22 protein-coding genes are annotated in these 22,341 nt (G+C 65.3%); 13 read left to right on the top strand and 9 right to left on the bottom strand.

Annotated features, from left to right (window positions below):
• Position 1: 1 nt before the first annotated feature.
• The 3 genes from AB0P23_RS16915 to AB0P23_RS16905 are packed head-to-tail and all read right to left on the bottom strand — an operon-like array spanning position 2 to position 3,612.
• A complete protein-coding gene (locus AB0P23_RS16915; protein WP_027498339.1) occupies positions 2-1,969 on the bottom strand; it encodes an acyl-CoA dehydrogenase in 1,968 nt (655 codons plus the stop codon).
• 43 nt (positions 1,970-2,012) lie between these two features.
• Positions 2,013-2,219: a hypothetical protein gene (locus AB0P23_RS16910; RefSeq protein ID WP_027498338.1), complete on the bottom strand. Its 207-nt coding sequence runs from the start codon at positions 2,217-2,219 to the stop codon at positions 2,013-2,015.
• A 46-nt stretch (positions 2,220-2,265) separates the two neighbouring features.
• Positions 2,266-3,612: a serine hydrolase gene (locus tag AB0P23_RS16905; protein ID WP_052061315.1), complete on the bottom strand. Its 1,347-nt coding sequence runs from the start codon at positions 3,610-3,612 to the stop codon at positions 2,266-2,268.
• 72 nt (positions 3,613-3,684) lie between these two features.
• Between AB0P23_RS16905 and AB0P23_RS16900 the strand changes: the two genes are divergently transcribed.
• The 4 genes from AB0P23_RS16900 to AB0P23_RS16885 are packed head-to-tail and all read left to right on the top strand — an operon-like array spanning position 3,685 to position 7,459.
• Positions 3,685-4,983 carry an adenosylmethionine--8-amino-7-oxononanoate transaminase gene (locus tag AB0P23_RS16900; protein WP_032375596.1) on the top strand — a complete coding sequence of 433 codons (1,299 nt, stop codon included), beginning with the start codon at positions 3,685-3,687 and terminating at the stop codon, positions 4,981-4,983.
• 39 nt (positions 4,984-5,022) lie between these two features.
• A complete protein-coding gene (locus AB0P23_RS16895) occupies positions 5,023-6,156 on the top strand; it encodes an 8-amino-7-oxononanoate synthase (RefSeq protein ID WP_032375597.1) in 1,134 nt (377 codons plus the stop codon).
• Positions 6,153-6,842 (top strand): dethiobiotin synthase, encoded by a 690-nt coding sequence (gene bioD, locus AB0P23_RS16890; RefSeq protein WP_032375563.1) that lies wholly within the window; start codon positions 6,153-6,155, stop codon positions 6,840-6,842. Before AB0P23_RS16895 ends, bioD begins: the two co-directional genes overlap by 4 nt.
• Positions 6,843-6,895: 53 nt before the next feature.
• On the top strand, positions 6,896-7,459 hold the full coding sequence (locus AB0P23_RS16885) for a hypothetical protein (RefSeq protein ID WP_052061314.1): 564 nt from the start codon (positions 6,896-6,898) through the stop codon (positions 7,457-7,459).
• Here the strand turns inward: AB0P23_RS16885 and AB0P23_RS16880 are convergent.
• Positions 7,456-7,962, bottom strand: a complete 507-nt coding sequence (locus AB0P23_RS16880; RefSeq protein WP_032365223.1) for a pyridoxamine 5'-phosphate oxidase family protein — start codon at positions 7,960-7,962, stop codon at positions 7,456-7,458. The genes AB0P23_RS16885 and AB0P23_RS16880 overlap by 4 nt on opposite strands.
• A 117-nt stretch (positions 7,963-8,079) precedes the next feature.
• On the opposite strand from AB0P23_RS16880, the gene hemL reads away from it, so the two are divergent.
• The 7 genes from hemL to AB0P23_RS16845 all read left to right on the top strand — a co-directional run bounded on the left by hemL (position 8,080) and on the right by AB0P23_RS16845 (position 15,902).
• Positions 8,080-9,399: a glutamate-1-semialdehyde 2,1-aminomutase gene (gene hemL / locus AB0P23_RS16875; RefSeq protein WP_032365224.1), complete on the top strand. Its 1,320-nt coding sequence runs from the start codon at positions 8,080-8,082 to the stop codon at positions 9,397-9,399.
• A 51-nt stretch (positions 9,400-9,450) separates the two neighbouring features.
• Positions 9,451-10,113 carry a histidine phosphatase family protein gene (locus AB0P23_RS16870; protein WP_027498332.1) on the top strand — a complete coding sequence of 221 codons (663 nt, stop codon included), beginning with the start codon at positions 9,451-9,453 and terminating at the stop codon, positions 10,111-10,113.
• Positions 10,106-10,696, top strand: coding sequence for a TlpA disulfide reductase family protein (locus tag AB0P23_RS16865; protein ID WP_032365225.1), 591 nt, complete (start codon positions 10,106-10,108; stop codon positions 10,694-10,696). Before AB0P23_RS16870 ends, AB0P23_RS16865 begins: the two co-directional genes overlap by 8 nt.
• Before the next feature lie 5 nt (positions 10,697-10,701).
• Complete coding sequence (locus tag AB0P23_RS16860; protein WP_032365436.1) at positions 10,702-11,511, top strand: cytochrome c biogenesis CcdA family protein; 810 nt, start codon at positions 10,702-10,704, stop codon at positions 11,509-11,511.
• Entirely contained in the window at positions 11,508-13,127 is a 1,620-nt protein-coding gene (locus tag AB0P23_RS16855) for a cytochrome c biogenesis protein ResB (RefSeq protein WP_032375565.1), read from the top strand. Before AB0P23_RS16860 ends, AB0P23_RS16855 begins: the two co-directional genes overlap by 4 nt.
• A 3-nt stretch (positions 13,128-13,130) precedes the next feature.
• Positions 13,131-14,114, top strand: coding sequence for a c-type cytochrome biogenesis protein CcsB (ccsB, locus tag AB0P23_RS16850; protein ID WP_032375566.1), 984 nt, complete (start codon positions 13,131-13,133; stop codon positions 14,112-14,114).
• Between the two features lie 492 nt (positions 14,115-14,606).
• Entirely contained in the window at positions 14,607-15,902 is a 1,296-nt protein-coding gene (locus AB0P23_RS16845; RefSeq protein WP_196250965.1) for a MinD/ParA family protein, read from the top strand.
• Between the two features lie 9 nt (positions 15,903-15,911).
• On the opposite strand, the gene AB0P23_RS16840 is transcribed toward AB0P23_RS16845, so the two are convergent.
• Together AB0P23_RS16840 and AB0P23_RS16835 are read right to left on the bottom strand one after the other, a co-directional pair.
• Positions 15,912-16,109, bottom strand: coding sequence for a membrane protein (locus tag AB0P23_RS16840; protein ID WP_027498326.1), 198 nt, complete (start codon positions 16,107-16,109; stop codon positions 15,912-15,914).
• Positions 16,110-16,244: 135 nt separating this feature from the next.
• Positions 16,245-16,460, bottom strand: a complete 216-nt coding sequence (locus AB0P23_RS16835) for a BldC family transcriptional regulator (protein WP_027498325.1) — start codon at positions 16,458-16,460, stop codon at positions 16,245-16,247.
• Between the two features lie 199 nt (positions 16,461-16,659).
• Here AB0P23_RS16835 and AB0P23_RS16830 point away from each other — a divergent pair, with 199 nt between their 5' ends.
• Positions 16,660-17,013 carry a DUF4229 domain-containing protein gene (locus AB0P23_RS16830; RefSeq protein WP_032399478.1) on the top strand — a complete coding sequence of 118 codons (354 nt, stop codon included), beginning with the start codon at positions 16,660-16,662 and terminating at the stop codon, positions 17,011-17,013.
• Positions 17,010-18,092, top strand: coding sequence for a PLP-dependent cysteine synthase family protein (locus AB0P23_RS16825; protein WP_027498323.1), 1,083 nt, complete (start codon positions 17,010-17,012; stop codon positions 18,090-18,092). The genes AB0P23_RS16830 and AB0P23_RS16825 overlap by 4 nt, the downstream gene beginning before the upstream one ends.
• Positions 18,093-18,098: 6 nt before the next feature.
• Here the strand turns inward: AB0P23_RS16825 and AB0P23_RS16820 are convergent, their stop codons facing one another.
• The 3 genes from AB0P23_RS16820 to AB0P23_RS16810 are packed head-to-tail and all read right to left on the bottom strand — an operon-like array spanning position 18,099 to position 22,295.
• Positions 18,099-18,410, bottom strand: a complete 312-nt coding sequence (locus AB0P23_RS16820) for a hypothetical protein (RefSeq protein ID WP_027498322.1) — start codon at positions 18,408-18,410, stop codon at positions 18,099-18,101.
• A gap of 5 nt (positions 18,411-18,415) precedes the next feature.
• The gene (gene pepN / locus AB0P23_RS16815; RefSeq protein WP_032399448.1) at positions 18,416-20,875 is read right to left on the bottom strand and encodes an aminopeptidase N; all 2,460 of its coding nucleotides are present in this window, start codon (positions 20,873-20,875) and stop codon (positions 18,416-18,418) included.
• Positions 20,876-20,900: 25 nt separating this feature from the next.
• Positions 20,901-22,295: an HNH endonuclease signature motif containing protein gene (locus AB0P23_RS16810; RefSeq protein WP_057472747.1), complete on the bottom strand. Its 1,395-nt coding sequence runs from the start codon at positions 22,293-22,295 to the stop codon at positions 20,901-20,903.
• Positions 22,296-22,341: the final 46 nt, after the last annotated feature.

The following is a 22,341-nucleotide window of genomic DNA, read 5'->3' as shown; positions in this document are numbered from 1 at the left end:
GTCAGTGCGCGTGGCTGGGGTTTCCGGCCGGTTCTTCCTCGGTACCCGCTCCGGGCTCGCCGAGCATTGCTGCACCGACGAGAGCCTCGGGCACACCGAAGCCGTCGACCAGCAACTCCGCATGCGGACGCAGGGTGCGGCACCGCTCGTTGATCGCGCGAGTCACTGCCTTGGAGCGCTCGGTGGACAGGTAGCGATGCTCGATGAACCAGGCCTTGTCGTCCTCGATCACCGACAGGGCGTAGAGATCGCAGACCTCCTCGAGCAGGTCCTTGGTGGTCGCATCCTCACACGACTCGATACCGGCGATGAAGGCCTCGAAGATGATGCGGTCGATGTGGGCGCTCGCAGCGTGCAGAACGTGGTCCTGTACCGCGTTGAACGCGTCGAACGAACTGCTCTCCTTCGACTTCGACTGCAGACGGCGCGCGACCGTGGACAGCAGATACTCCTCACGATCCTCGAACATCTTGACCTGGGTGCCGCGGTTGAACAGCGACCCCTCCTCTTCGTTGTCCTGACGCCGATCGAGAATGGTCTGCATGATCGCCTGCGCCGCAGTGCGTTTGACGACGCGATCGCCGACCATGTCGGCTGCGAACTTGACCCACTCGACCGGGCTCATCGACTTCACGTCGTCGGCGTACGCGGTGAGCAGTTCCTTGGCCACCAACTGCGTGAGCACGTGGTTGTCGCCCTCGAAGGTGGTGAACACATCGGTGTCGGCCTTGAGTGAGATCAGCCGGTTCTCGGCCAGGTAGCCAGCGCCGCCACATGCCTCGCGTGCTTCCTGGATCGCGGCAGTGGCGTGCCAGGTGTTGGCGGCTTTGAGGCCGGCGGCACGCGACTCGAGCTCGCGCTGCTCCTCGGCATCCGGGTTGTCCGCAGTCTGCAGCTCGTGCATCTTCGACACCAGCTCGTTCTGCGCGAACTGCAGTGCGTACGACTTGGCGATGAGCGGGAAGAGTCGACGCTGATGCACCAGGTAGTCCATGATCAGCACTTCCTGATCGGAACCGGGGGCAGCGAACTGCCTGCGCTGCAACGCATATCGCGTCGCGATGTCGAGGGCGACACGAGCTGCGGCCGCAGCGCTGCCACCGACTGTGACGCGCCCGCGGATCAACGTGCCGAGCATCGTGAAGAACCGCCTGGACGGATTCTCGATGGGGGAGGTGTACGTGCCGTCAGCAGAGACGTCGGCATACTTGTTGAGCAGGTTGTCCCGCGGAATGCGGACATGGTCGAACATCAGTCGGCCGTTGTCCACGCCGGGGAGTCCGCCCTTGTACTGACAATCCGAGGTCGTCACGCCGGGGAGGTCGTCGCCGTTCTCGTCCCGGAGCGGCACGAAGAAGCAGTGCACGCCGTGGCCCTCGGGCTCCTCGCCCGGCCCTGCGGTGATCAGCTGCGCGAAGACGGCAGCGACGGTCGCAGTCTCGGCGGCACCACCGATGTAGTCCTTGCGGGAGGACGGAGTGGGTGAGTTGATCACGAACTCGTCGGTCTTCGGGTCGTACGTCGCCGTCGTCTCGAGAGACTGCACGTCACTGCCGTGTCCGGTCTCCGTCATGGCGAAGCAACCCAGCAACTCGAGGTTGATGATCTTCGGTACGTACGCCTCGTGGTGACGCTCGGTACCCAGGTTCTCGATGGCACCGCCGAACAGTCCCCACTGGACCCCGGCCTTGACCATCAACGACAGGTCGCTCATCGCGAGCATTTCGATCATCGTCACCGCGGCACCGACGTCTCCGGTACCGCCGTGTTCCTTCTTGAATCCGTTGTCGGCAGCCCCGGCCGCGGCGAGAAGCTTGAGCTGCTCGAGCGCCTTGGTGCGGGCGATGACGGTGTTCGGTGTGTAATGCGGGCGGAACTCGTCGCGCGCGAGTTGCTTGCGCGCCTCGTTCTTCACATCACGCCAGCGGCCGTCCAGAGTGTTCCGAAGGTGATCCGTTGTGGTTGCCATACTCGACGGTAACCTTTTGCCGCGGCCCGTGAGGCCCGGAACTTCAGACCGGCCAGACGAATTCTCGGAACACGGCCCGGAAGGTCCGCCAGAAGCCGGATCTGCCGTAGGGACCGTCGTGGAACAGCGACGCGCAGTTGTCCTCCATGGCCCTGGTCACCAGGGGACTGAAGTCGGTGAACTCGCAGACCAGGAACTCTTTGAAGCCCGTCGGCCACGCCTGCTGAGCCGGTTCGTGTTGTGCCTCCACGGGCACGAGTGTAATCCAGCGGTAACACCGGTGTTACAAATCCCACTCACTTCAAGAGAGCAAAAGCTTCCTGCGCAACCAGGAACGCGTAGCTGGACGGGATCAGGTCGATGGCACCGTCCGCCCGGAACTGCTCGGTGACGATCCAGTCCTGCCCCGAGGCGTCGGTTGTCAGGAACGCCGCGGCGAGGTCGCCAGGAGCGTTTCCGCCTTTGAAGCCGGAGTACGGCCAGCGAGCGGGATCGAGCTGCACACCCGGGGTGATGGCCAGGATCCGTCGATTCTCCTCCGCCGACGGGCCGGTCGCCAGGTACCCCACGGCCGCACACACGTCCTGTGCGTTGGCGAACCACTCCACGCCGTCGGCCGATGCCGGGTTGTCGAGAAAATTCTCGAAGTCGATGTCCAGCGGCCGGGAATCGGCTTGCTTCAGGAGCTGCTCGCGAGCGTCGGCATCTGCGTCCGCCCATTCGGAACGAAGATTCGGATTCCCGAACCCGATGACGAAGAACTGTCGGGTGTCCATCATCGGCGTCATCGCCGCGGGATCGTGATGACCCATCGTGGCGAGCTGAGCCTCGACGCGGTCCCGACCGAGGCGTTCCATCAGCAGGTCCGTGGCGGTGTTGTCGGACAGCGAGATCATCTTCTCCGCGGCCTCGCGCACCGACACCGTCGTGCCGTCGCGGCGATTCTGCAGCTCACCCGATGGCGCACTCTTGTTCTCGTCGCGGATGGTGAGCTGCTCGTCCCATTGCACGCTGCCCGCCTCGATCTCGTCGGTCAGCGCCCCGAGAACGTACAGCTTGAACACCGATCCCAGCGGGAGCATCGCGTCGGCATTGACCGAGTACACCGACTCGCACTCACCGCCGTTCAGACGAGACGCACTGTAGGAGTAATTCGGAGCCACCTTCGACAGGGCGGCATCGAGCTCGTCGAAGGACGAGATCTTCGGAGTTTCCGGACTGGCCAGAATGCCGTCGAGCGTGCCGTCGGCACCGAGGGAGGTGGTGATCGTGGCCGGAATGCCGGCGGTGGTGAAGCGAAGAACGGCGCTGTCCGGTCCGGCCTCGAAACCCGTCGCCACGTTCGGCGCACCGGCGCGCAACTGCTCGAGAGGGGTGACGAGCCCGCCCATCGGCTCGAGTGCTGCCGCCAGCTCCGGGCCGGTGACGGCGTCCACCGCCGCGGGATCCGGGGCGGCGTCGGCGTTGATCCACTGCAGAATTCGGTCGTTGACCGCGCCCAGCGGCGTCGAGGTGTCGATCGCGAACGCCGGTGCCGTGGTGGTCGTGGGCGTCGGCGTTTCGGACGGTCCCCCGCAGGCGGACAGCGTCAGAGTTACGGCCACGACCACCCCTGCCAGTCTCGTCACGGTGCGCGTCGTCATGTCGCAATGCTAAAGGATTCGGACATTTCGCCACCCGCCCAGTCTCGGTACGGCCGGTCGGGTGCTGTGGCAGTGTGCTCTGGCGTGCTGACTTCAGACGACGTCCGTCGAATAGATTCCGAGCATCTCTGGCATCCCTACAGCGGGTTTCCGTCGACGACGACACCGTTGGTCGTCGACAGCGCGTCCGGGGTTCGACTGACGTTGGCCGACGGCCGCCAACTCGTCGACGGCATGAGTTCGTGGTGGGCGGCGGTGCACGGCTACCGGCATCCGGTGCTGGACGCGGCAGCTCGAGACCAGCTCGACCGCATGAGTCACGTGATGTTCGGAGGCCTCACTCATGCGCCGGCGGCGCGATTGGCGGAGCTGCTGGTCTCGATCACGCCGGCCGGGCTGGACAAGGTGTTCCTCGCAGATTCCGGGTCCGTGTCCGTCGAAGTCGCGGTGAAGATTGCATTGCAGTACTGGCGTGGGCGGGGTGAGAGCGGGCGTACGAAGTTGCTGACGTGGCGGGGCGGCTATCACGGGGACACGTTCGCGCCGATGAGTGTCTGCGATCCGGACGGCGGGATGCACAGGTTGTGGACCGGTGTGCTGGCGCAGCAGGTGTTCGCGCCCGCGCCACCCGCCGCGTCCGATGCGGCGGGTATCGCCGCCTACGTCGCCGAGTTCGGGCAGGTGCTCGCGGCGAATGCGAACGACGTAGCCGCGATCATCGTCGAGCCGATCGTGCAGGGTGCCGGCGGAATGCGCTTCCACGACGCACGTCTGCTGGTCGAACTGCGCCGACTCGCGGACGAGTACGGCGTGCTGTTGATCTTCGACGAGATCGCCACCGGGTTCGGCCGCACCGGTGAGCTTTTCGCCGCCGATCACGCGGGCATCGCACCCGACATCATGTGTGTCGGCAAGGCGTTGACCGGCGGCTACATGACGCTGGCGGCGACGCTGTGCACCACCGAGGTGGCCGAGACGGTGTCGAGCAGTGAGGCGGGCGGTCTGATGCACGGGCCCACGTTCATGGGCAATCCACTGGCCTGCGCGATCGCGGTGGCGTCGGTGGAGCTGCTGCTCTCGCGCGACTGGCGCGCCGAGGTCGCCGCCGTCGCAGACGTGCTGACCGAACGGCTCGAGCCGGCCCGGTCGCTCCCGGGCGTGGCCGACGTGCGCGTGCTCGGCGGAATCGGGGTGATCGAACTGACCGGCGCGGTCGACATGGCACGTGCGACGGCCGTCGCCGTGGACGCAGGTGTGTGGCTGCGGCCGTTCGGCAGGTTGGTCTATGCGATGCCGCCGTATGTCTGTACCGAGGCCGATGTGGCAGCCATCGCCGACGCCATGGTGGCGGTGGCGCGAGACCATACTTGAACACCCATACTTGAACACTGTTCAAGTATGGTCGTGGACATGAGTGCACTCGATTGGCTCGACGCCGCCGCATACGACCGTCGCGCGGCCGGGCTCGAGCGCGTCGTCGACGCTCGCAGTCCCGAGGATTCGACACTCGACCTGGCCTCGAACGACTACCTCGGCCTGTCTCGACATCCGCACGTCGTCGACGCGGCCTGCGCGGCCACGCGTCGGTGGGGTGCCGGGTCCACCGGATCTCGACTGGTCACCGGCACGACCACCGCCCACGAACAGCTCGAGCAGCACCTTGCCGACTTCGTCGGCGCCGAGACCGGACTGGTCTTCTCGTCCGGCTACACCGCCAATCTCGGAGTCGTCACCGCGCTCGCCGACCGCGACTCCGTCGTGATCTCGGACGCTGCGTCGCACGCGTCGTTGATCGATGCCTGCCGTCTGTCTCGGGCGCGGGTGGCCGTGGCGCGGCATCGCGACGTCGAGCACGTCGAGCAGTTGCTCCGCGAACGAACGGAATCTCGCGCGCTCGTGGTGACCGACTCGATCTTCAGCGCCGACGGCGACCTCGCGCCGCTGCACGAGCTGTACGCGGCCTGCCGGAGATGGAACGCTGTGCTGATCGTCGACGAAGCCCACGGGCTGGGCGTCCGAGGTGACGGTGGGCGCGGTGCCGTGCACGACGCCGGTGTGGCGGGACTGCCGGACCTGGTGATCACCGCGACGCTGTCCAAGGCGCTCGGATCGCAGGGCGGGGTGGTGCTCGGGCCGGCGGCGGTACGGCACCAGGTACTGCACAGTGCGCGCAGCTTCGTCTTCGATACCGCGCTCGCCCCGGCCGCGGTCGGCGCGGCATCGGCAGCGCTGGCGGTGCTGCGCAGCGAACCCGATCGGGTCGCTGCGATCGGTCGGCGGGCAGGGCAATTGGCGGCGGCCGCCGGTGTTTCGCCGACGGCGTCGGCGGTGGTTCCGGTAGTACTCGGCGACGCCGTGCGTGCCGTCCGCGCGGCCGGGGAGTGTCTTGACCTGGGCGTGCGCGTCGGGTGCTTTCGGCCGCCGTCGGTTCCCGCGAACGCATCTCGGCTGCGTTTGACCGCGCGTGCCGACCTCAGCGACATCGATATCGACCGTGCCACGTCCGTTCTCTCGACGGTATTGCGTGCGGCGGTGTCGGGATGACGGTTCTTCTCGTCACCGGAACGTCGACCGGCGTCGGCAAGACCGTGGTGACCGCGGCGCTCGCGGCCGCCACCCGGGCACATGGACGGACGGTGGCGGTGTGCAAACCGGCACAGACCGGAGTCGGTGACGACTGCCTGGGCGAGTCGGATATCGATGTGGTGGAACGTCTTTCGAGAGTCCGCGGAATCGAGCTGGCGCGATACCCCGAGCCACTCGCGCCCGATGTCGCAGCACGCCGTTCGGGTCGGTCGATGCTCGAACTCGACCACGTCGTCGACGCGGTGCGAGGGCTCGACGAGGCCCACGATCTCGTCGTGGTCGAGGGTGCGGGCGGGGTAGCGGTGCGCCTGGGTGCCGGCGGGTTCACCGCACTCGATGTCGCCGGCGCCGTCGGCGCATCGGTCCTGATCGTGGCAGGGGCAGAGCTGGGGACGCTCAACCACAGCGCGCTGACCGTCGCCGCGGTGCGCGCAGCGGGTGTGACATGTGCGGGCCTGGTGATCGGATCGTGGCCGGCCGAACCCGATCTGGCGGCGCGGGTCAACGTGGAGGAGTTGCCGCTCGTGACGGGCGTCGAGCTGCTGGCATGTGTGCCGAACGGGGCCGCCGCGCTGGACGCACAGGACTTCGGCGCGCTCGCCTGGACGATGTTCGGCGAGTTTGCCGGCTCATTACTCGGGTAACCGGCTCGGAACGTCTGCCACTTCGGCAGTCGGAACAGATCGGGAGTTCCATCATGAGCACCGCAGTGTGGATCATCGTTGCAGTAGTAGTCGTAGTGTTGGTCGTTGCCGTCGCCCTGGTTGTGGCACGCAAGGGCAAAGAGCGAAAGAGGCTGGAAGCGAACCACCTTCGCGAGAAGGCGGCCGATCAAGCGACCGTCGTCGAGGAGCGTGAACTGCAGGCCCGCGAGAGCGAGGCCAAGGCACGCCGCGCCCAGGCGGAGGCGGACGTCAAAGCTGCCGAGGCAGAGAAACTTGCTCAGCAGGCCCAGTCTCACCAGGGAGTCGCGGCGGCATCACGCGACGAAGTGAACTCACAGTTCGAGCGCGCGAACCACATCGATCCGGATGTGAAGGGCGACCGCAAGGTGACCGGTGACCACAACGTCGGCCGCGACGCGGGCGCGGATCGGGACTTCGGTGCGCAGCACAACGCGACTGTCGATCGGAACGCGAGTGCCGATCGGAATGCGACTGTCGATCGGAACGCGAGTGCCGACCGGTCCGAGGCAGGACAGCATGGCGTGACCGGTAATCCGGACCTGCCCCCGACGGCGGCCCGGCACGAGCGCAACTAGCTCGTCGAGGTATTGGGCAGTTCGAGTTCGACCACGTCGTTCTCGCCCAGGTTCGGACGCTCGTGGGTGACCTTCGCTTTGGCGTAGGCCAGCAGGGTCGACACCTTCGAGCCCGGGGTGGACCAGTACTCGGCACCTTCGGCGGCCACGTGGATCAGAGCGACCTCACGCGAATCGGGGTTCTTCTCGAACCACGCGGCCGCCCGAGAATTCCATAGCTCCTCCGCCTTGGCCTTGTTCTCGACGACCGCAGCAGTACCGGACAGTGACACCCAGCCCTGACCGGATTGGAACGAGACGTTGACCGTCGGGTCGGCGGCGATGTCGCGTACCTTTCTGGAGTCCTGCGCTGCGAAAAACCACAGGTCCCCGTCGAACTCCGCTTCCTGCAATGCCATCGGACGCGAGATGAGGTGGCCGTCCCGGCCCACGGTGGTGAACATGCACAGTCCGGCTTCGGACATCAATTCGGCGACCTTGGTGACGCCATCGGTGTTTGTCATCGAAAGTAAATACCCGGGGCGGGGGTCTTCAATCGCCGAAACCAGGCCGACTCCCCGTTTCGGTGATTATTACGCCCTGTAGTTGGTGATTTCGCAGAACCTGGGACACTGGAAGTCGTGACTGTTCCTGACGGCAACGACGCCCCCGTATCGGCCCAACTCTTCGCCCGCGCGAGCACAGTGATTCCAGGTGGCGTCAACTCTCCGGTGCGTGCGTTCGCATCGGTCGGCGGCACTCCACGCTTCATCACGCAGGCCAGCGGATACACGATGACCGACGCGGACGGGAAGTCCTACGTCGACCTCATCTCGTCCTGGGGTCCGATGATCCACGGACACGCGCATCCGGCCATCGTCGAGGCAGTCCAGAAGGCGGCCGCAACCGGACTGTCGTTCGGCGCACCCACCGAGCGCGAAATCGAACTCGCCGAGGAAATCGTGCGCCGCGTCGGCCCCGTCGACCAGGTTCGCCTTGTGAATTCGGGCACAGAGGCCACGATGAGCGCGGTGCGTCTGGCGCGCGGCTTCACCGGCCGCACCAAGATCCTCAAATTCTCCGGCTGCTACCACGGCCACGTCGACGCCCTGCTGGCCGACGCGGGCTCGGGACTGGCCACCTTCGGACTGCCGACGTCACCCGGAGTGACCGGCGCTCAGGCATCGGACACCATCGTCGTTCCCTACAACGACCTCGACGCCGTCACCGCCGCGTTCGACGCCAATCCCGGCGAGATCGCGTGCATCATCACCGAAGCGGCCGCGGGCAACATGGGCGCGATCCCGCCGGTCACCGGCTTCAACGAGGGACTACGCCGACTTGCGACCGAGCGCGGCGCATTGCTGATCATGGACGAGGTGATGACCGGATTCCGTGTCAGCGCCGCGGGCTGGTACGGCATCGACGGTGTCGCCGGCGACCTCTACACCTTCGGCAAGGTCATGTCCGGCGGGCTGCCGGCCGCAGCATTCGGTGGCCGCGCGGACGTCATGGCCTACCTCGCACCGGCCGGGCCGGTGTATCAGGCGGGCACCCTCAGCGGAAACCCCGTCGCCGTCGCTGCCGGCCTGACGAGCCTGCAACTGGCCGACGCCGCCGTCTACGAGAAGCTGCAGACCAACTCACAGCGACTCGGAACACTGCTCGGCGATGCTCTCACCGCCGAAGGCGTCCACCACCACGTGCAGTTCGCGGGCACTATGGTGAGTGTGTTCTTCGCCGATGGACCCGTCACCGACTACGCGCAGGCCAAGGCTGCCCAGACGTGGCGCTACCCGGCGTTCTTCCACGCGTTCCTCTCTCGCGGGGTGTACCCGCCGCCGAGCGCATTCGAGGCATGGTTCGTCTCGGCTGCGCTCGACGACCGAGCTTTCGAGATCATCGCCGACGCGGCCCCGGCCGCCGCGAAGGCTGCGGCAGCCGCTGTAGCACCACTGTGACGTCCACTCAGAAGTGATCACCACCCGACTAGCGAGAAACAGGACCCCGACGTGACCGAGGCCCCCGCAACACATCCGCACTCGACGACGCGCACCATCGTGCACGTCCTCCGGCACGGCGAGGTGCACAACCCCAAGGGCATCCTCTACGGGCGGTTGCCCGGCTTCAAGCTGTCGGTCACCGGCCAGTCCCAGGCCAAGGCCGTCGCAGATGCGCTCGCCGGTCACGACATCACGCACGTCGTCGCGTCGCCGTTGCAACGCGCCCAGGAGACTGCTGCCCCGATCGCGGCAGCCCACGGCCTGACGGTGTCCGAGGACGAGAACCTTATCGAGGCGGGCAACGAGTTCGAGGGGCTGCGCGTTGCCGTCGGCGATGGAGCCTTGCGTAGGCCTCGGCACTGGTGGAAGCTGCGCGACCCGTTCACCCCGTCCTGGGGCGAGCCGTATCTGCAGATCGCGCACCGCATGCTCGCCGCCGTCAACGCGGCCAGAGTCGCAGCCGTCGGGCACGAGGCCGTCTGCGTGAGCCACCAACTCCCGGTCTGGACGCTGCGCCGGTTCCTCCAGGGCGACCGGCTCTGGCACGACCCGCGCAATCGCCAGTGTGGACTCGCGTCGCTGACGTCACTGGTCTACGAGGGCGATCAGCTCGTCGATCTCGTCTACTCCGAGCCAGCAGGAGCATCCGACCCGAGGATCACCGGTGCGTAGGTTACTGCTTGCGATTGCCGCTGTGGCCCTCGTCGCCGGCTGTTCGACCGGCACCGACGCGGTTGCTCAGGGCGGAACCTTCCAGTTCGTCTCGCCCGGCGGAAAGACCGAAATCTTCTACGATCCGCCGTCCGACCGCGGCGCACTCGGCGAACTCTCCGGGCCCGACCTGATGACCGAGGGCAAGACGACCTCGCTGTCGGACTACGAGGGTGACGTCGTCGTCCTCAACGTCTGGGGTCAGTGGTGCGGACCGTGCCGCGGAGAAGCGGACGACCTCGAGAAGGTCTACGAGGCCACCAAGGCCTCCGGCGTCGAATTCCTCGGCATCAACGTGCGCGACGAATCACAGACCGCAGCACAGGATTTCGTCGTCAGCAACAACGTCACGTACTCCTCGATCTACGACCCGCCGATGCGCACCCTGACCGCGCTCGGTGGCGTTCCGACCTCTGTCATTCCGACGACCATCGTGCTCGATCGACAGCACCGCGTGGCCGCAGTGTTCCTGCGTGAACTGCTCGTCGAGGACCTGCAGCCCGTCGTCGAGCGCGTGGCAGCCGAGGAGCCTGTGCAGCCGTGAGCGAGATGTACCTAGCCGGCGTCGGCGCGAGTTTCCAGGAAGCTGCGGCCTCCGGGCCGCTGATCCTGGCCCTCGGAGCCTGCGTCCTGGCCGGGCTCGTCTCCTTCGCGTCACCGTGCGTCGTACCGCTGGTTCCGGGATATCTGTCGTACCTCGCCGGGGTCGTCGGAGCCGACGCACCGGCGGTCAGCGCCGACGAAGCGGCCGTCAAGACGAAGGTGCGCAGCGGTCGGCTGCGCGTCGCGGGAGCCGCGGGGCTGTTCGTCCTCGGATTCACCGTGGTGTTCGTTCTCGCCACCGCGTCGGTGTTCGGCGCAATTTCGGTGCTGGCGATCAACCGCGAACTGCTCATGCGAATCGGCGGCGTCGTCACCATCGCCATGGGCCTGGTGTTCGTCGGACTGATTCCCGCGCTGCAGCGCGATGTGCGGTTCGAGCCGAAGCAGATCGGCTCCCTCGCCGGAGCGCCCTTGCTCGGGGGAGTGTTCGCACTCGGCTGGACCCCGTGCCTCGGGCCCACCCTCGCCGGCGTCATCTCGCTCGCCGCAGGCACCGACGGTGCCACGGCTGCCCGCGGAGTCACCCTCATCGTGGCGTACTGCCTCGGTCTGGGATTGCCGTTCGTGATCCTCGCGTTCGGATCGGTCAGCGCACTGCGAGGCGTCGGCTGGCTACGTACACACGCACGACAGATACAGGTGTTCGGCGGAATCATGTTGATAGCGGTAGGAATTGCACTGGTCACCGGTGCCTGGGATCAATTCGTCGGCTGGGTGCGCGACGCCTTCGTCTCCGATGTGGTGTTGCCGATATGACCGCCGAGACCGAGGAGCGGACAGAAGCGTCGCCGCCGCACAAGCAATCCGTAATCGGTAAGGCCGTGGCCGTGGTGCGCAACACCTGGCGCGGGCTCACCAGTATGCGGACCGCGCTGGTGCTGCTGTTCCTGCTGGCCTTCGCCGCCGTGCCCGGAGCCCTGGTACCGCAACGCAGCCTCAACGCGGGCAAGGTCGACCAATACATCGCCGACCGTCCGACCCTCGGCCCCATCATGGACAAGCTCGAACTGTTCGACGTGTTCGGCAGCTTCTGGTTCACCGCGATCTACGCACTGCTGTTCGTCTCCCTGATCGGCTGCATCCTGCCGCGGTGCATCGAGCACGCAAAACAGTTGCGTACCAAGCCCGTTCGTGCGCCGCGGAACCTCTCGCGCTTGCCGCACCACACCCGGTACGACGTCGACGGCGCACCCGAGGAGATCGCAGCCCAGGTCCGTACTCAGCTGCGTGGGTGGCGCGTCGCGCAACGGTCCGAGGGCAGCGGGGCAGTGACGCTCTCGGCGGAGAAGGGCTACGTTCGCGAACTCGGCAACCTCGTGTTCCACCTCTCGCTCGTCGGACTGTTGGCCGCGATCGCCATGGGCAAGCTGCTCGGCTACGAGGGAAACCGCATCGTCATCGCCGACGACGGCCCCGGATTCTGTACCTCCACGCCTGCCAACTACGACTCGTTCCGGGCGGGCAACCTCGTCGACGGCACCGACCTCGAGCCGTTGTGCTTGCGAGTCAAGGATTTTCAGGCGGACTACCTCGACAACGGCCAGGCGGAAATGTTCACCTCGAACATCCAGTACCAGGCCGGCGAAGATCTGGCGAACAACGACTGGCAGGACGACCGACTGCAGGTCAACCATCCGCTGCGGGTCGCGGGCGACCGCGTCTACCTGCAGGGCCACGGCTACGCGCCCACGTTCACGGTGACGTTCCCGAACGGCGAGACCCGCACCGACACCATCCAATGGCAGCCGACGGACGCCACCACATTCCTCTCCAGCGGGGTACTGCGAGTCGACCCACCCGGTGGCCTCTACCCCGACGCGCTGGACCGGCGTAAGAACCAGATCGCCATCGAAGGACTGTTCGCCCCGACGGCGTCGTTCCACGGCAGTCTGCTGTCGTCGAGCTTCCCGGCGATGAACGACCCCGCGGTCGCCATCGACATCTACAAAGGCGACACCGGACTCGACACCGGACTCCCGCAGTCCATCTTCTCGCTCGACCAGGAAATGATCGCCCAGGGCAGGCTCGTCAAGCAGGACCGCGTCAACCTCATGCCCGGGGAATCGGCCACACTCAGCGACGGCACCGTCGTCAGATTCGACGGGGCGAAGGAATTCGTCAACCTGCAGGTCTCGCACGACCCGGCTCAGACCTGGGTCCTGGTGTTCGCGCTGACGATGATGGGCGGACTGCTCGTCTCACTGGTGATCAAACGCCGCAGAATCTGGGTCCGACTCACCGCCGACGGCGACTCACGACGTACTGTAGTAGAACTCGGCGGACTTGCACGCACCGATCAGGCGGGGTGGGGCGAAGAGTTCGACCGCCTGTGCACCCGCCTGCTCGGCGACACCTCGAAACAGGAGAACTGACCGATGCCGATCAACGAGACACTCTCGCAGTACAGCGACTGGTCGTTCGAATCAGCCTTCACCATCTACGTGCTCGCATTCGTCCTGCTCATCGCTCAGTACGCCTCCGCCAAGGCGACGGCCGCTCAGGCCAAGGAGCTCGTCGGTGCCGGAGCCCCGGTGACCGCGTCGTCGGTGGCTGCGTCCTCCGGCCCGGGACGCGTCATCGAGGCACCCAAGCGCCCGCTGTCCGAACGCCTCGCAGGTATGGGCTTCGCGCTGCTCGCACCGGCCCTCGTCCTCCACATCGCCTCGGTCGTGCTCCGCGGATTCGCCACCCACCGATTCCCGCTGGGCAACATGTACGAGTTCGTCACCATGGCAACCGCTGCCGCAGCACTGACCTCCGTGGTGGTGCTGCGCAAGAAGACGATGCGCCCGATGCTGGTGTTCGTCCTCGCACCCATCATCGTGCTGATGTTCTTCGCCGCCACCAAGCTCTACGCAGACGCCGCACCCGTCGTCCCGGCGCTGCGCTCCTACTGGCTGCCCATCCACGTCACCATCGTCAGCGTCGGCAGCGGCATCCTGCTGGTCTCCGGAGTCGCGAGCCTGCTGTTCCTGCTGCGCATCAAACAGCCCCTCGGCGAGGAGAGCGTGGGATTCTGGGGCCGCTTCGCTTCCAAGCTCCCCGACGCCCAAGCCCTCGACCGACTCGCCTACAAGACGACCATCGTCGCCTTCCCGCTGTTCGGAGCCGGCGTCATCCTCGGCGCGATCTGGGCCGAGGCCGCATGGGGACGTTTCTGGGGCTGGGACCCCAAAGAAACGATGTCCTTCATCACGTGGATCATCTACGCCGCTTACTTGCACGCCCGCGCCACCTCCGGCTGGCGAAACACCCGCGCCGCGTGGATCAACGTCGGTGGATTCACTGCCATGCTGTTCAACCTCTTCATCATCAACATGGTCGTCTCCGGTCTGCACAGCTACGCAGGACTGAACTGACCTCTGCGCGTTCCACACGCTCCGCTGCCGACGTGCAGCTGGTAGCGTCCGATCCGGCTCGATGGGGGAGACATCCGAGCCGGCACTCGACGCGGGACGCACACTGGGGGGAAATCGGTCATGGCCGATCGGCACGGAAACAATTGGCAACCCGTCCGACCGATGGACGACGACGAAACCCCGAACACGCCGGAGCCGGTGGTGACCGAGACCCCGGTTGTCGGGTCTGCCGGGGTTGGGGAAGTTTCGGGGGTTGCGGGGTCTGCTGAGCCTGCGGGGTCTTCTCGGGTTGTGGGGGAGTCTCGGGTTTCGGGGGAGCGTGAACCGTTCCGATCCACCCCCATCTCCATGCCGCCCGCGGATGCTCCGAGCCCGACTCCTGTTGTCGCGGCAATGTCGACTCCACCCGTCGAGGTGACGCCACCGACCGACGAGATGCCGACGATGCCCGAAGCATCGGGTCCACCGGTTGTGTCACCTGTTTCGTCCGACATGGCCATGCCCCTTGGTCCGCCGACTCGGCCCATGCGCGAGCCGCAGCCGCCTGGGCAACAGGGTCAGCACCCTGTCCAGCCGCAGAACGGGATGGTGTTTCCCCAGAATGCTGTTGTGCCCCAGCAATATTGGCAGCCGAACAACGAGTGGGCAGCCCAGAATCAGTGGCAGGCCCAGAACGGCTGGCCGACGCATGGGCAGGGGCAGGGAAATGGGCAGGGTCAGGGGTATGGGCAGTGGGCTCCGCAACCCGGTTCGTGGCCGCAACCGATGTTGCCCGGCCATGTTCCTGTTGTGGTTCCTGCCGTGGCTGCTGTCGTTCAGCCGGATCATCGACCGCTGTCGCAGCCGATGTCGGCGGCCGACCTCGGCGATTCGTTGCTGATCAGGTCGGCAAGTGTCGCTCCGGTGGCCGGGTGGCGTCGTGCGCTGTATCTGATGTCCGGTGGTCGGATCGATGTGGGGAACAGTCCGGCGCAACAGCGACGCCTCGAATTGACCGCGCAGGTTGATCGACCATTGGTGGGGTGCTACCGCGTCGCGGTGCTCTCGTTGAAGGGTGGGGTCGGAAAGACGACGACAACGGCCACGTTGGGCTCGACGTTCGCAGACATCCGCGGTGACCGCGTGATTGCGATCGACGCGAACCCCGACCGCGGAACGCTGGGGCAGAAAGTACCGTCGGAAACGACGGCGACGGTCCGAAATCTGTTGCGAGACATGGATTCCTTGGAGCGCTACAGCGACGTTCGGGCCTACACCTCACAGAACGTCCATCGGCTGGAGGTGCTGGCCTCCGATTCGGATCCGGCGGCGTCCGAGGCATTCAGCGGTGAAGACTACGACCGAACGGTGACACTGCTCGAGAAGTTCTACAGCATCGTCATCACCGACTGCGGCACCGGATTGATGCATTCGGCGATGGAGAGCATTCTCGAGGGCGCGAACACTCTGGTCGTCGTCAGCTCAGGGTCTGTGGACGGGGCGCGGAGCGCGTCGGCGACATTGGATTGGCTGGATGCTCATGGCTATCGAGAGCTGGTGGCCACGTCGGTGGCGGTGGTCAACGCGGTAAGACCGAGGGCGGGAAAAGTCGACTTGCAGAAGGTGGTCGAACATTTCGAGCAGCGGTGCGCTCAGGTTCGGACGATTCCGTTCGACCCGCATCTGGAGGAGGGGGCTGAGATCGAATTGGGCAGGCTTCGTGGACGCACGCGAAAGGCACTCCTCGAAGTAGCTGCGGCGGTGGCAGCAGGCTTTCCGGCCTCGCCCACTACTTCTCGCCGCAGCTGATCGGAAACTTTATTCGCCGACTTCAGTGCCGGCGTCGGTCCCGTCCTTGCCTCCGCGACGAGCGTCCCGGTTGATTTTCCAGAGAAATTCCGGATCGTCATCGGGCCCGACAGTCCGCGGGGGTTCAGGTTGCGTGCTGGGTCCGAATGCCTTCCACAGCAGCACAATCACTGCCACCAAACCGATCAACGCCAATAGATAGATCACGACGCACCTCCTACTACGAGGGTAGCCGTCATGCAACGACCTCCGCACCCGTCGAGCGTCGAAGATTCCTGAGAATGTTCGATGAGTTCGTACGGGTGCGGAGGTCGTTGCCGAAACTGCGCCGAATGGCCTGTCTCAGTGCTGTACGCCGGCTTCGGTCGTCAGAGAAGTCAGCAGCTGCATGACCTCGGTTTCGCGGAAGCGGCGGTGTCCGCCGGGGGTGCGGAGCGATCCAAGACGTCCGGCGTGTGCCCAGCGAGTCACGGTCTTGGGGTCGACGTGAAAAAGCGCTGCTACCTGACCCGGTGTGAGAAGTGAGTCCTGAGCTTTGTGGAACGTGGGTGCGCTCATCTGTCGTGTCCTCCTACGGTGCGGTTCTGTGCATTTGCGTCGAACCGGAGATATCGGTCTGCGGTGTTGTGAGCCCCATGGTTGCACTCGGACCCCTAGGTACTCGACTGATACAAGGTTGGTAAAGGGGAGGTAATGGACAAATCGGTCACGCCAGGGGTGGGTGGGAAGCCCTGCACGGCCCGGTAACCTTGAGCTCGTGAGTGATGCGACGAATGCCGACCGAAGCGACCCGACCAGCGGAAACCCCACGCCCGGCCGTTCTGCGAAGAAGTCCCTTGCCGTCGATCTCGCCGTGTACACGTTCGCGCGTCTGGCGCTCGTCATCGTCATTGCCGCGATCATCATCGGTGTCGGTTTACTCTTCGGCATCGAGGTTCCGATCCTCGTCGCCGCGATCTTCGGCGTCCTCATCTCGCTGCCGTTGTCCCTGCTTCTGTTCAAGCAGATGCGCATCCGCGTCAACGAGTCCATCGCTGCGGTCGACGAACACCGACGCACCGCTCGCGCGGACCTGCAGTCCAAGCTGCGCGGTGAAGACGGCCGCAAGTGACCACATCGGTGGACCGCTCCGGATCGCGTGAGTGGGTCGACAACGCAGTCCGGTTGATCGAAGCCGATTCTCAGCGCAGTGCCGACACACACCTGCTGAGCTATCCACTGCCTGCCGCATGGGGAATCTCGCTGTACCTCAAGGACGAATCCACTCACATCACCGGCAGCCTCAAACACCGGCTGGCGCGATCGCTATTTCTGTACGCGATCTGCAACGGCTGGGTCACCGCGCGAACCACGGTCGTCGAGGCGTCTTCCGGCTCCACGGCGGTCAGTGAGGCATATTTCGCCGGCCTGCTGGGATTGAAGTTCGTCGCAGTCATGCCCAGAAGTACAAGTCCCGCCAAGATCGCCCTCATCGAATCGCACGGTGGGCGATGCCACTTCGTCGACCACCCCGGCGAGATGTACACCGAGGCGCACCGGCTCGCAGCCGAACCCGACTGCCACTACATGGACCAGTTCACCCACGCCGAACGGGCCACCGATTGGCGAGGGAACAACAACATCGCCGAGTCCATCTACGATCAGCTTCGGCTCGAGAAATGTCCCATCCCCGATTGGGTGGTCGTAGGCGCGGGAACGGGCGGAACGAGCGCCACCATCGGTCGCTACATCCGATACCGCAGACACGCAACGCGTTTGGCTGTCGTGGACCCAGAGAATTCGGCCTTCATCGGAGGCTACGAAACCGGTGACGCGAGTTTCGAGACCGGTAAGTCCTCACGTATCGAAGGCATCGGGCGACCGCGGGTGGAACCGTCCTTCGTCGGCCAGGTGATCGATCGAATGATCGCGGTGCCCGACGCTGCGTCGGTGGCGGCCGCGAGATTCACTTCGGCTGCGATCGGTAAACGAGTGGGAGGATCCACCGGCACCAACATCTGGGGTGCCTTCGGATTGATCTCCGAGATGATTGCCGCGGGACGCACCGGCAGTGTGGTGACGTTGTTGTGCGACGGCGGAGACCGTTACTCGCAAACCTATTTCGACGACACCTGGGTCGCGGGCCAGGGGATGGATCTCGACGAACCGACCGCCGCGCTCGAGCAGTTCATCCGTACCGGGGTGTTCTGAGCAGATCTACCAGGTCACGACCATCGACGTCACCGCAGTGACAGCGGCGACCGTCCCGACGGCCGGCCACGCACCGATCTTCTTCGCGAGCGGATGCGACGCACCGAACGCCACGAGGTACGTCCCGAGCAGTGCGCCGGCACGAGCCGAGCCCGACGACTTCTGCCATTGCGTGGTGCAGACAACGCCGACTGCAGCGAGCACTGCTCCGCCGAGTTGGCGATTGTGCGACCGGCGAGCAACGGCGAAGCCGCCGAGCAAGCCGCCTGCGGCGAGAGCGGATGTGGCGAACGAACGTCGAGCATCATGGTCGGACATGATCGTCACCCTAGCCGAGCTTGCACGCGCAAACTCCGGTTCAGGTGATCTCTCTGCTCGATTACCAAGCGCCGCAACGCAGCCGGTGCCCACTCGTGCTCGGCGAGCCACACGTCTGCACTGTCGGTCGACGATTGCTGAGGAAAGAGGCGAACAACTATCCTCCGTGCGATCTCGATGCTGCGTGAGGTCCACAACGAGGAGATGGACTCGAAATACCGGTCCTCGTACGGTTGAGTGAGGTCCGGTCGGTGACCCGCCCCGAACCCGGTGATGTAGGCGTCGAGAACATCGTTGGACACGTCGTCGCGCTCGGTGATGGAAGTCCACGCGCTCGCTTTGACTGTGGCGTCAGGGATCGCCGTCGCCGCCGCGGTGTGGGCAGTGCGCCCCGAAAGTGTGTCGTCCGAACCGAGTTCGGTATCCAGCTCTGCGATAGTTGCGTGTCCGGTGGCGGCGAGTGCCAGCCAGAATGCCCAGCGCTGATCGGGGTCCAGCCTTAGCCCGGCAATGGTCGCGGTGCCATCGAGCAGGGAGCGTAGATCGTCGGCCAGGAAGTCGTCGAGTTGCGCAGCCGATGCGACCGCCCGCGCCCACACCAACTGCGCGTCGCTTCCGGGTTCGCTCGACTGCAGCTGCCGCCACGACGCTTCGAGCCAATGCCGGGTGGGCTCGTCCCGTCGGTCTTCGGGGAGGTAGTGCGCGAGTGTGTACGCGACGTTGGCCGTGACTGCGGAGAGCAACCCGATCTTGGGTTCGGTTGGCGCGAATCTGGTTGCGATGTCCAGGTATTCGATCGCAGAGAGCTCGGCGTCCCGGGTGGAGTTCCACAGTGCCGACCACACCAGCCCTCGTGCAAGGGGATCGACGATGCGATCGAGTGAGGTCCGCACGGTGGCGGTGGAGCGCTCGTCGAATCGGATCTTGGCGTAGGTCAGATCGTCGTCGTTGAGCAGAACCAGTGCAGAATCGGGGAAGTCGACGGGCGTTCGCGAGTCGGTGATGTCGAGTTCGTAGCGGTGGGTCCTCGTGAGATTTCCGGCCTCGTTCGGATCGTAGAGCCCGACCGCGATGCGGTGCGGACGCGGATCCGACTGCTCGACGGCGTCGCCGGTATAAGTCAGTGTGGACACGCCGGTGGTCTGCAGCCACGCGCCCGCCCAGGTCTCGAGGTCTCGCCCGCTGGCGGTGGACATCTCGCTCAAGAGATCCGTCAGGGTCGTATTACCGAAGGCATGCGTACGAAAGTAGTTGCGGGACGCTGCGAAAAAGGCGTCGGCACCGACGAACGCCCCCAACTGCTTGAGCACGCTCGCGCCCTTCGCGTAGGTGATGCCGTCGAAGTTGAGCTTGGCTGCCTCGAGATCGGTGATGTCGGCGACGATCGGGTGAGTGGTGGGAAGCTGATCCTGCAAATAGGCCCACGCCTTTCGGCGGTTCGCGAAACTGACCCAGGCATCGGTGAATCGGGTGGCTTCGGCCGACGCGTACGCACCCATGTAGTCGGCGAACGACTCCTTGAGCCACAGATCGTCCCACCATTGCATCGTGACGAGGTCGCCGAACCACATGTGCGCCATCTCGTGCAGAATCGTGTTCGCCCGAGCCTCGTACTGGGCTTCGGTTGCCGCCGAACGGAATACGTACGATTCGGTGAACGTGACGAGCCCGGGGTTCTCCATCGCACCGAGGTTGTATTCGGGGACGAAAATCTGGTCGTACTTACCGAACGGGTACGGATAGTCGAACTTGTCGTGGAAGAAGTCGAGGCCACGCTCGGTGATGTCGAAGATGTCCTCGGCGTCGAAATACTCGGCGAGGGATGCGCGGCAGTACGCGCCGAGCGGGACAGTCAGATCGCCTCGAGTCCAGGACGATTCGACGCCGTGGTACGGCCCGGCCGCAACCGCGGTGATGTACGTCGATATGGGCAGCGTCGGGGCGAACGTGGTGACTGTGCCGTCGGTGACTCCCGCGCGGTTGGACAGGACCGTCCATGCCGGGGTTGCTGTGACCCTCAGCGTGAACGAGGCCTTCAGATCGGGTTGCTCGAAATTCGCGAACACCCGTCGAGCATCGGCAGGTTCGTACTGGGTGTACAGGTAGACGTTGTCGTCGACGGGGTCGACGAAGCGGTGGAGTCCTTCACCCGACCTGCTGTACCGGCCGCGTGCACGTATTCGAACGACGTTGTGGTCGGCGAGTCCGACCAGTTGAATGCGAGCTCCGTCGTAATCGACCTGCGCATCGGTGCCGTTGACGGTGACCTCGTCCACGGACGCACCGATGAAATCGACCCATGTCGCCGCCGTCGTCGCATCGAATTCGATGGTCGTCACCGACTCGAAGGTGTCGACGTCCGTGTCCTCGGCGCGCAGGAGGTTCAGATCGACGAGATACTTCACCCCGTCTATGTGGCGCGATCGCCTGCGAGTTTCGGTTCGGGTCAGATTCGCGGTGCTCACCGAACCAACCCTAGGTGATTGTTTTTCACAGGGCGGGTGGGGTGAAGTAGTGACGTCCGAGTGGATCGACGATATGTAGCACTCCATCCGGAAGCAGTTCGGTGCGCCAAAGTTTGCGCGTTTTGAGGTTGTGGTGGAGCCGACAGCGCGGACCGATGTTCGTGAGGATGGTCCAGCCGCCCTTCTCGGGGCGGTGTCGGTCGAATTCGACGATGTGGTCGAGGTCGCATCGTTCCGAGGGCACGTTGCAGCCAGGATGCAGGCAGTACGGGTTCTCGGCTCGAACCTTCGCCGCGAGAGCTCGACTGGGCGTATAGCTCAGCGCGCCTGGCGGCGGGAGTTTCATGCCCCCATGGCCGTCGGGGTACAAGGCGTGGATCCCGATGGGGTCGTCCCCGACGGTGGCACGCCACCGTTCGATCAGCGTTCCCCCACCCGGCCGCGATCGGGTAGCTCTGGTATTCACAGAGCCGGGCGTGGGAAGCCTGGGTGGCGGTGCGTCCGGTGGGATCGTGTTCGGTGATTGGCTCGTCGGCGGCTCGTCCCCCGGTGCAGCGGAAGTGGAACTGCCGCTGCGTGTTCCGTCGGTTGCGGCGCAGTCGGTGTCCGATGGTTCGTTGTCCGCTGTGTCCGGATCATCGTGCTCGGGGGCCCTGTCGCCGTCGCGCGGCGTCAGGCATGTCGCGCACTCGCACAGCAGTGTCTCCCCGCGCATCAAGGCGGTCTGAGCGTCGGCCCGTCGTTGGTCGTCCGACCGCGGATCCTCCGGGTGCAGGCGTATGACCTCGGCGTCGATCCGCGCAAGTTGTTCGTCGGCTTCGCCGTCGGTCATCAGTGTGGTCAGGCTCGACAGTCCTCGTGCCCGGCGACGAAGGCGGATTCGCTTCTCGGTGCGTGCGGCACGCTTGCGTACCGCACGGTCCCAGTCGGCGTCGGCCTCGATGAGCAGTCGATCGATTTCGCGGCCCAGAGCTCCCGGTGCCATCTCCCGGGCGGCCTTGAGAATCTCGGTCTCCAGGGCAACGGCCGTCTCCGGACGGGCATGAAGTAGATGATCGTGGATCGTTCTGACTCGCTCCAGATCGAGGGCACCGTCGATGAAGCCCTGACGCACGAGAGGGCGCAGTTGACGCCACATCTGCACCTTGTTGTTGATGGCGGCAAACGTGGACGACAGAGCCGCCGCCAGTTCACAGACTGCCGAGTTGAACAGATCTTTCTCGGTGACCCCGGTGTCCCACGGTGACGCGCCGGCCGTTCGGCTGCGGACATACTCGTCCAGCAGAGCAAGTTCCGAAGCGACGGCAGCGTTGATCGTCCGTCGCGCTCCCAGAACGTCGGCGAGCGGAGAATGGTCCCCCGTCACCCACGCCGCTTTCCGTAGCCCCATGTCACCCCCCAGCGACTGAAGATCGAACACGTATTCGATCCACTGCGGCAAGTGTAGAACAGGGCACCGACACATT

The sequence above is a fragment of the Rhodococcus sp. NPDC077669 genome (genome assembly GCF_040686915.1).
In the GTDB taxonomy this organism is placed as follows: Bacteria; Actinomycetota; Actinomycetes; order Mycobacteriales; family Mycobacteriaceae; genus Rhodococcoides; species Rhodococcoides fascians.
The sequence above is the reverse complement of the archived record's forward strand: the minus strand, read 5'-3'. Positions and strand labels throughout refer to the sequence as shown.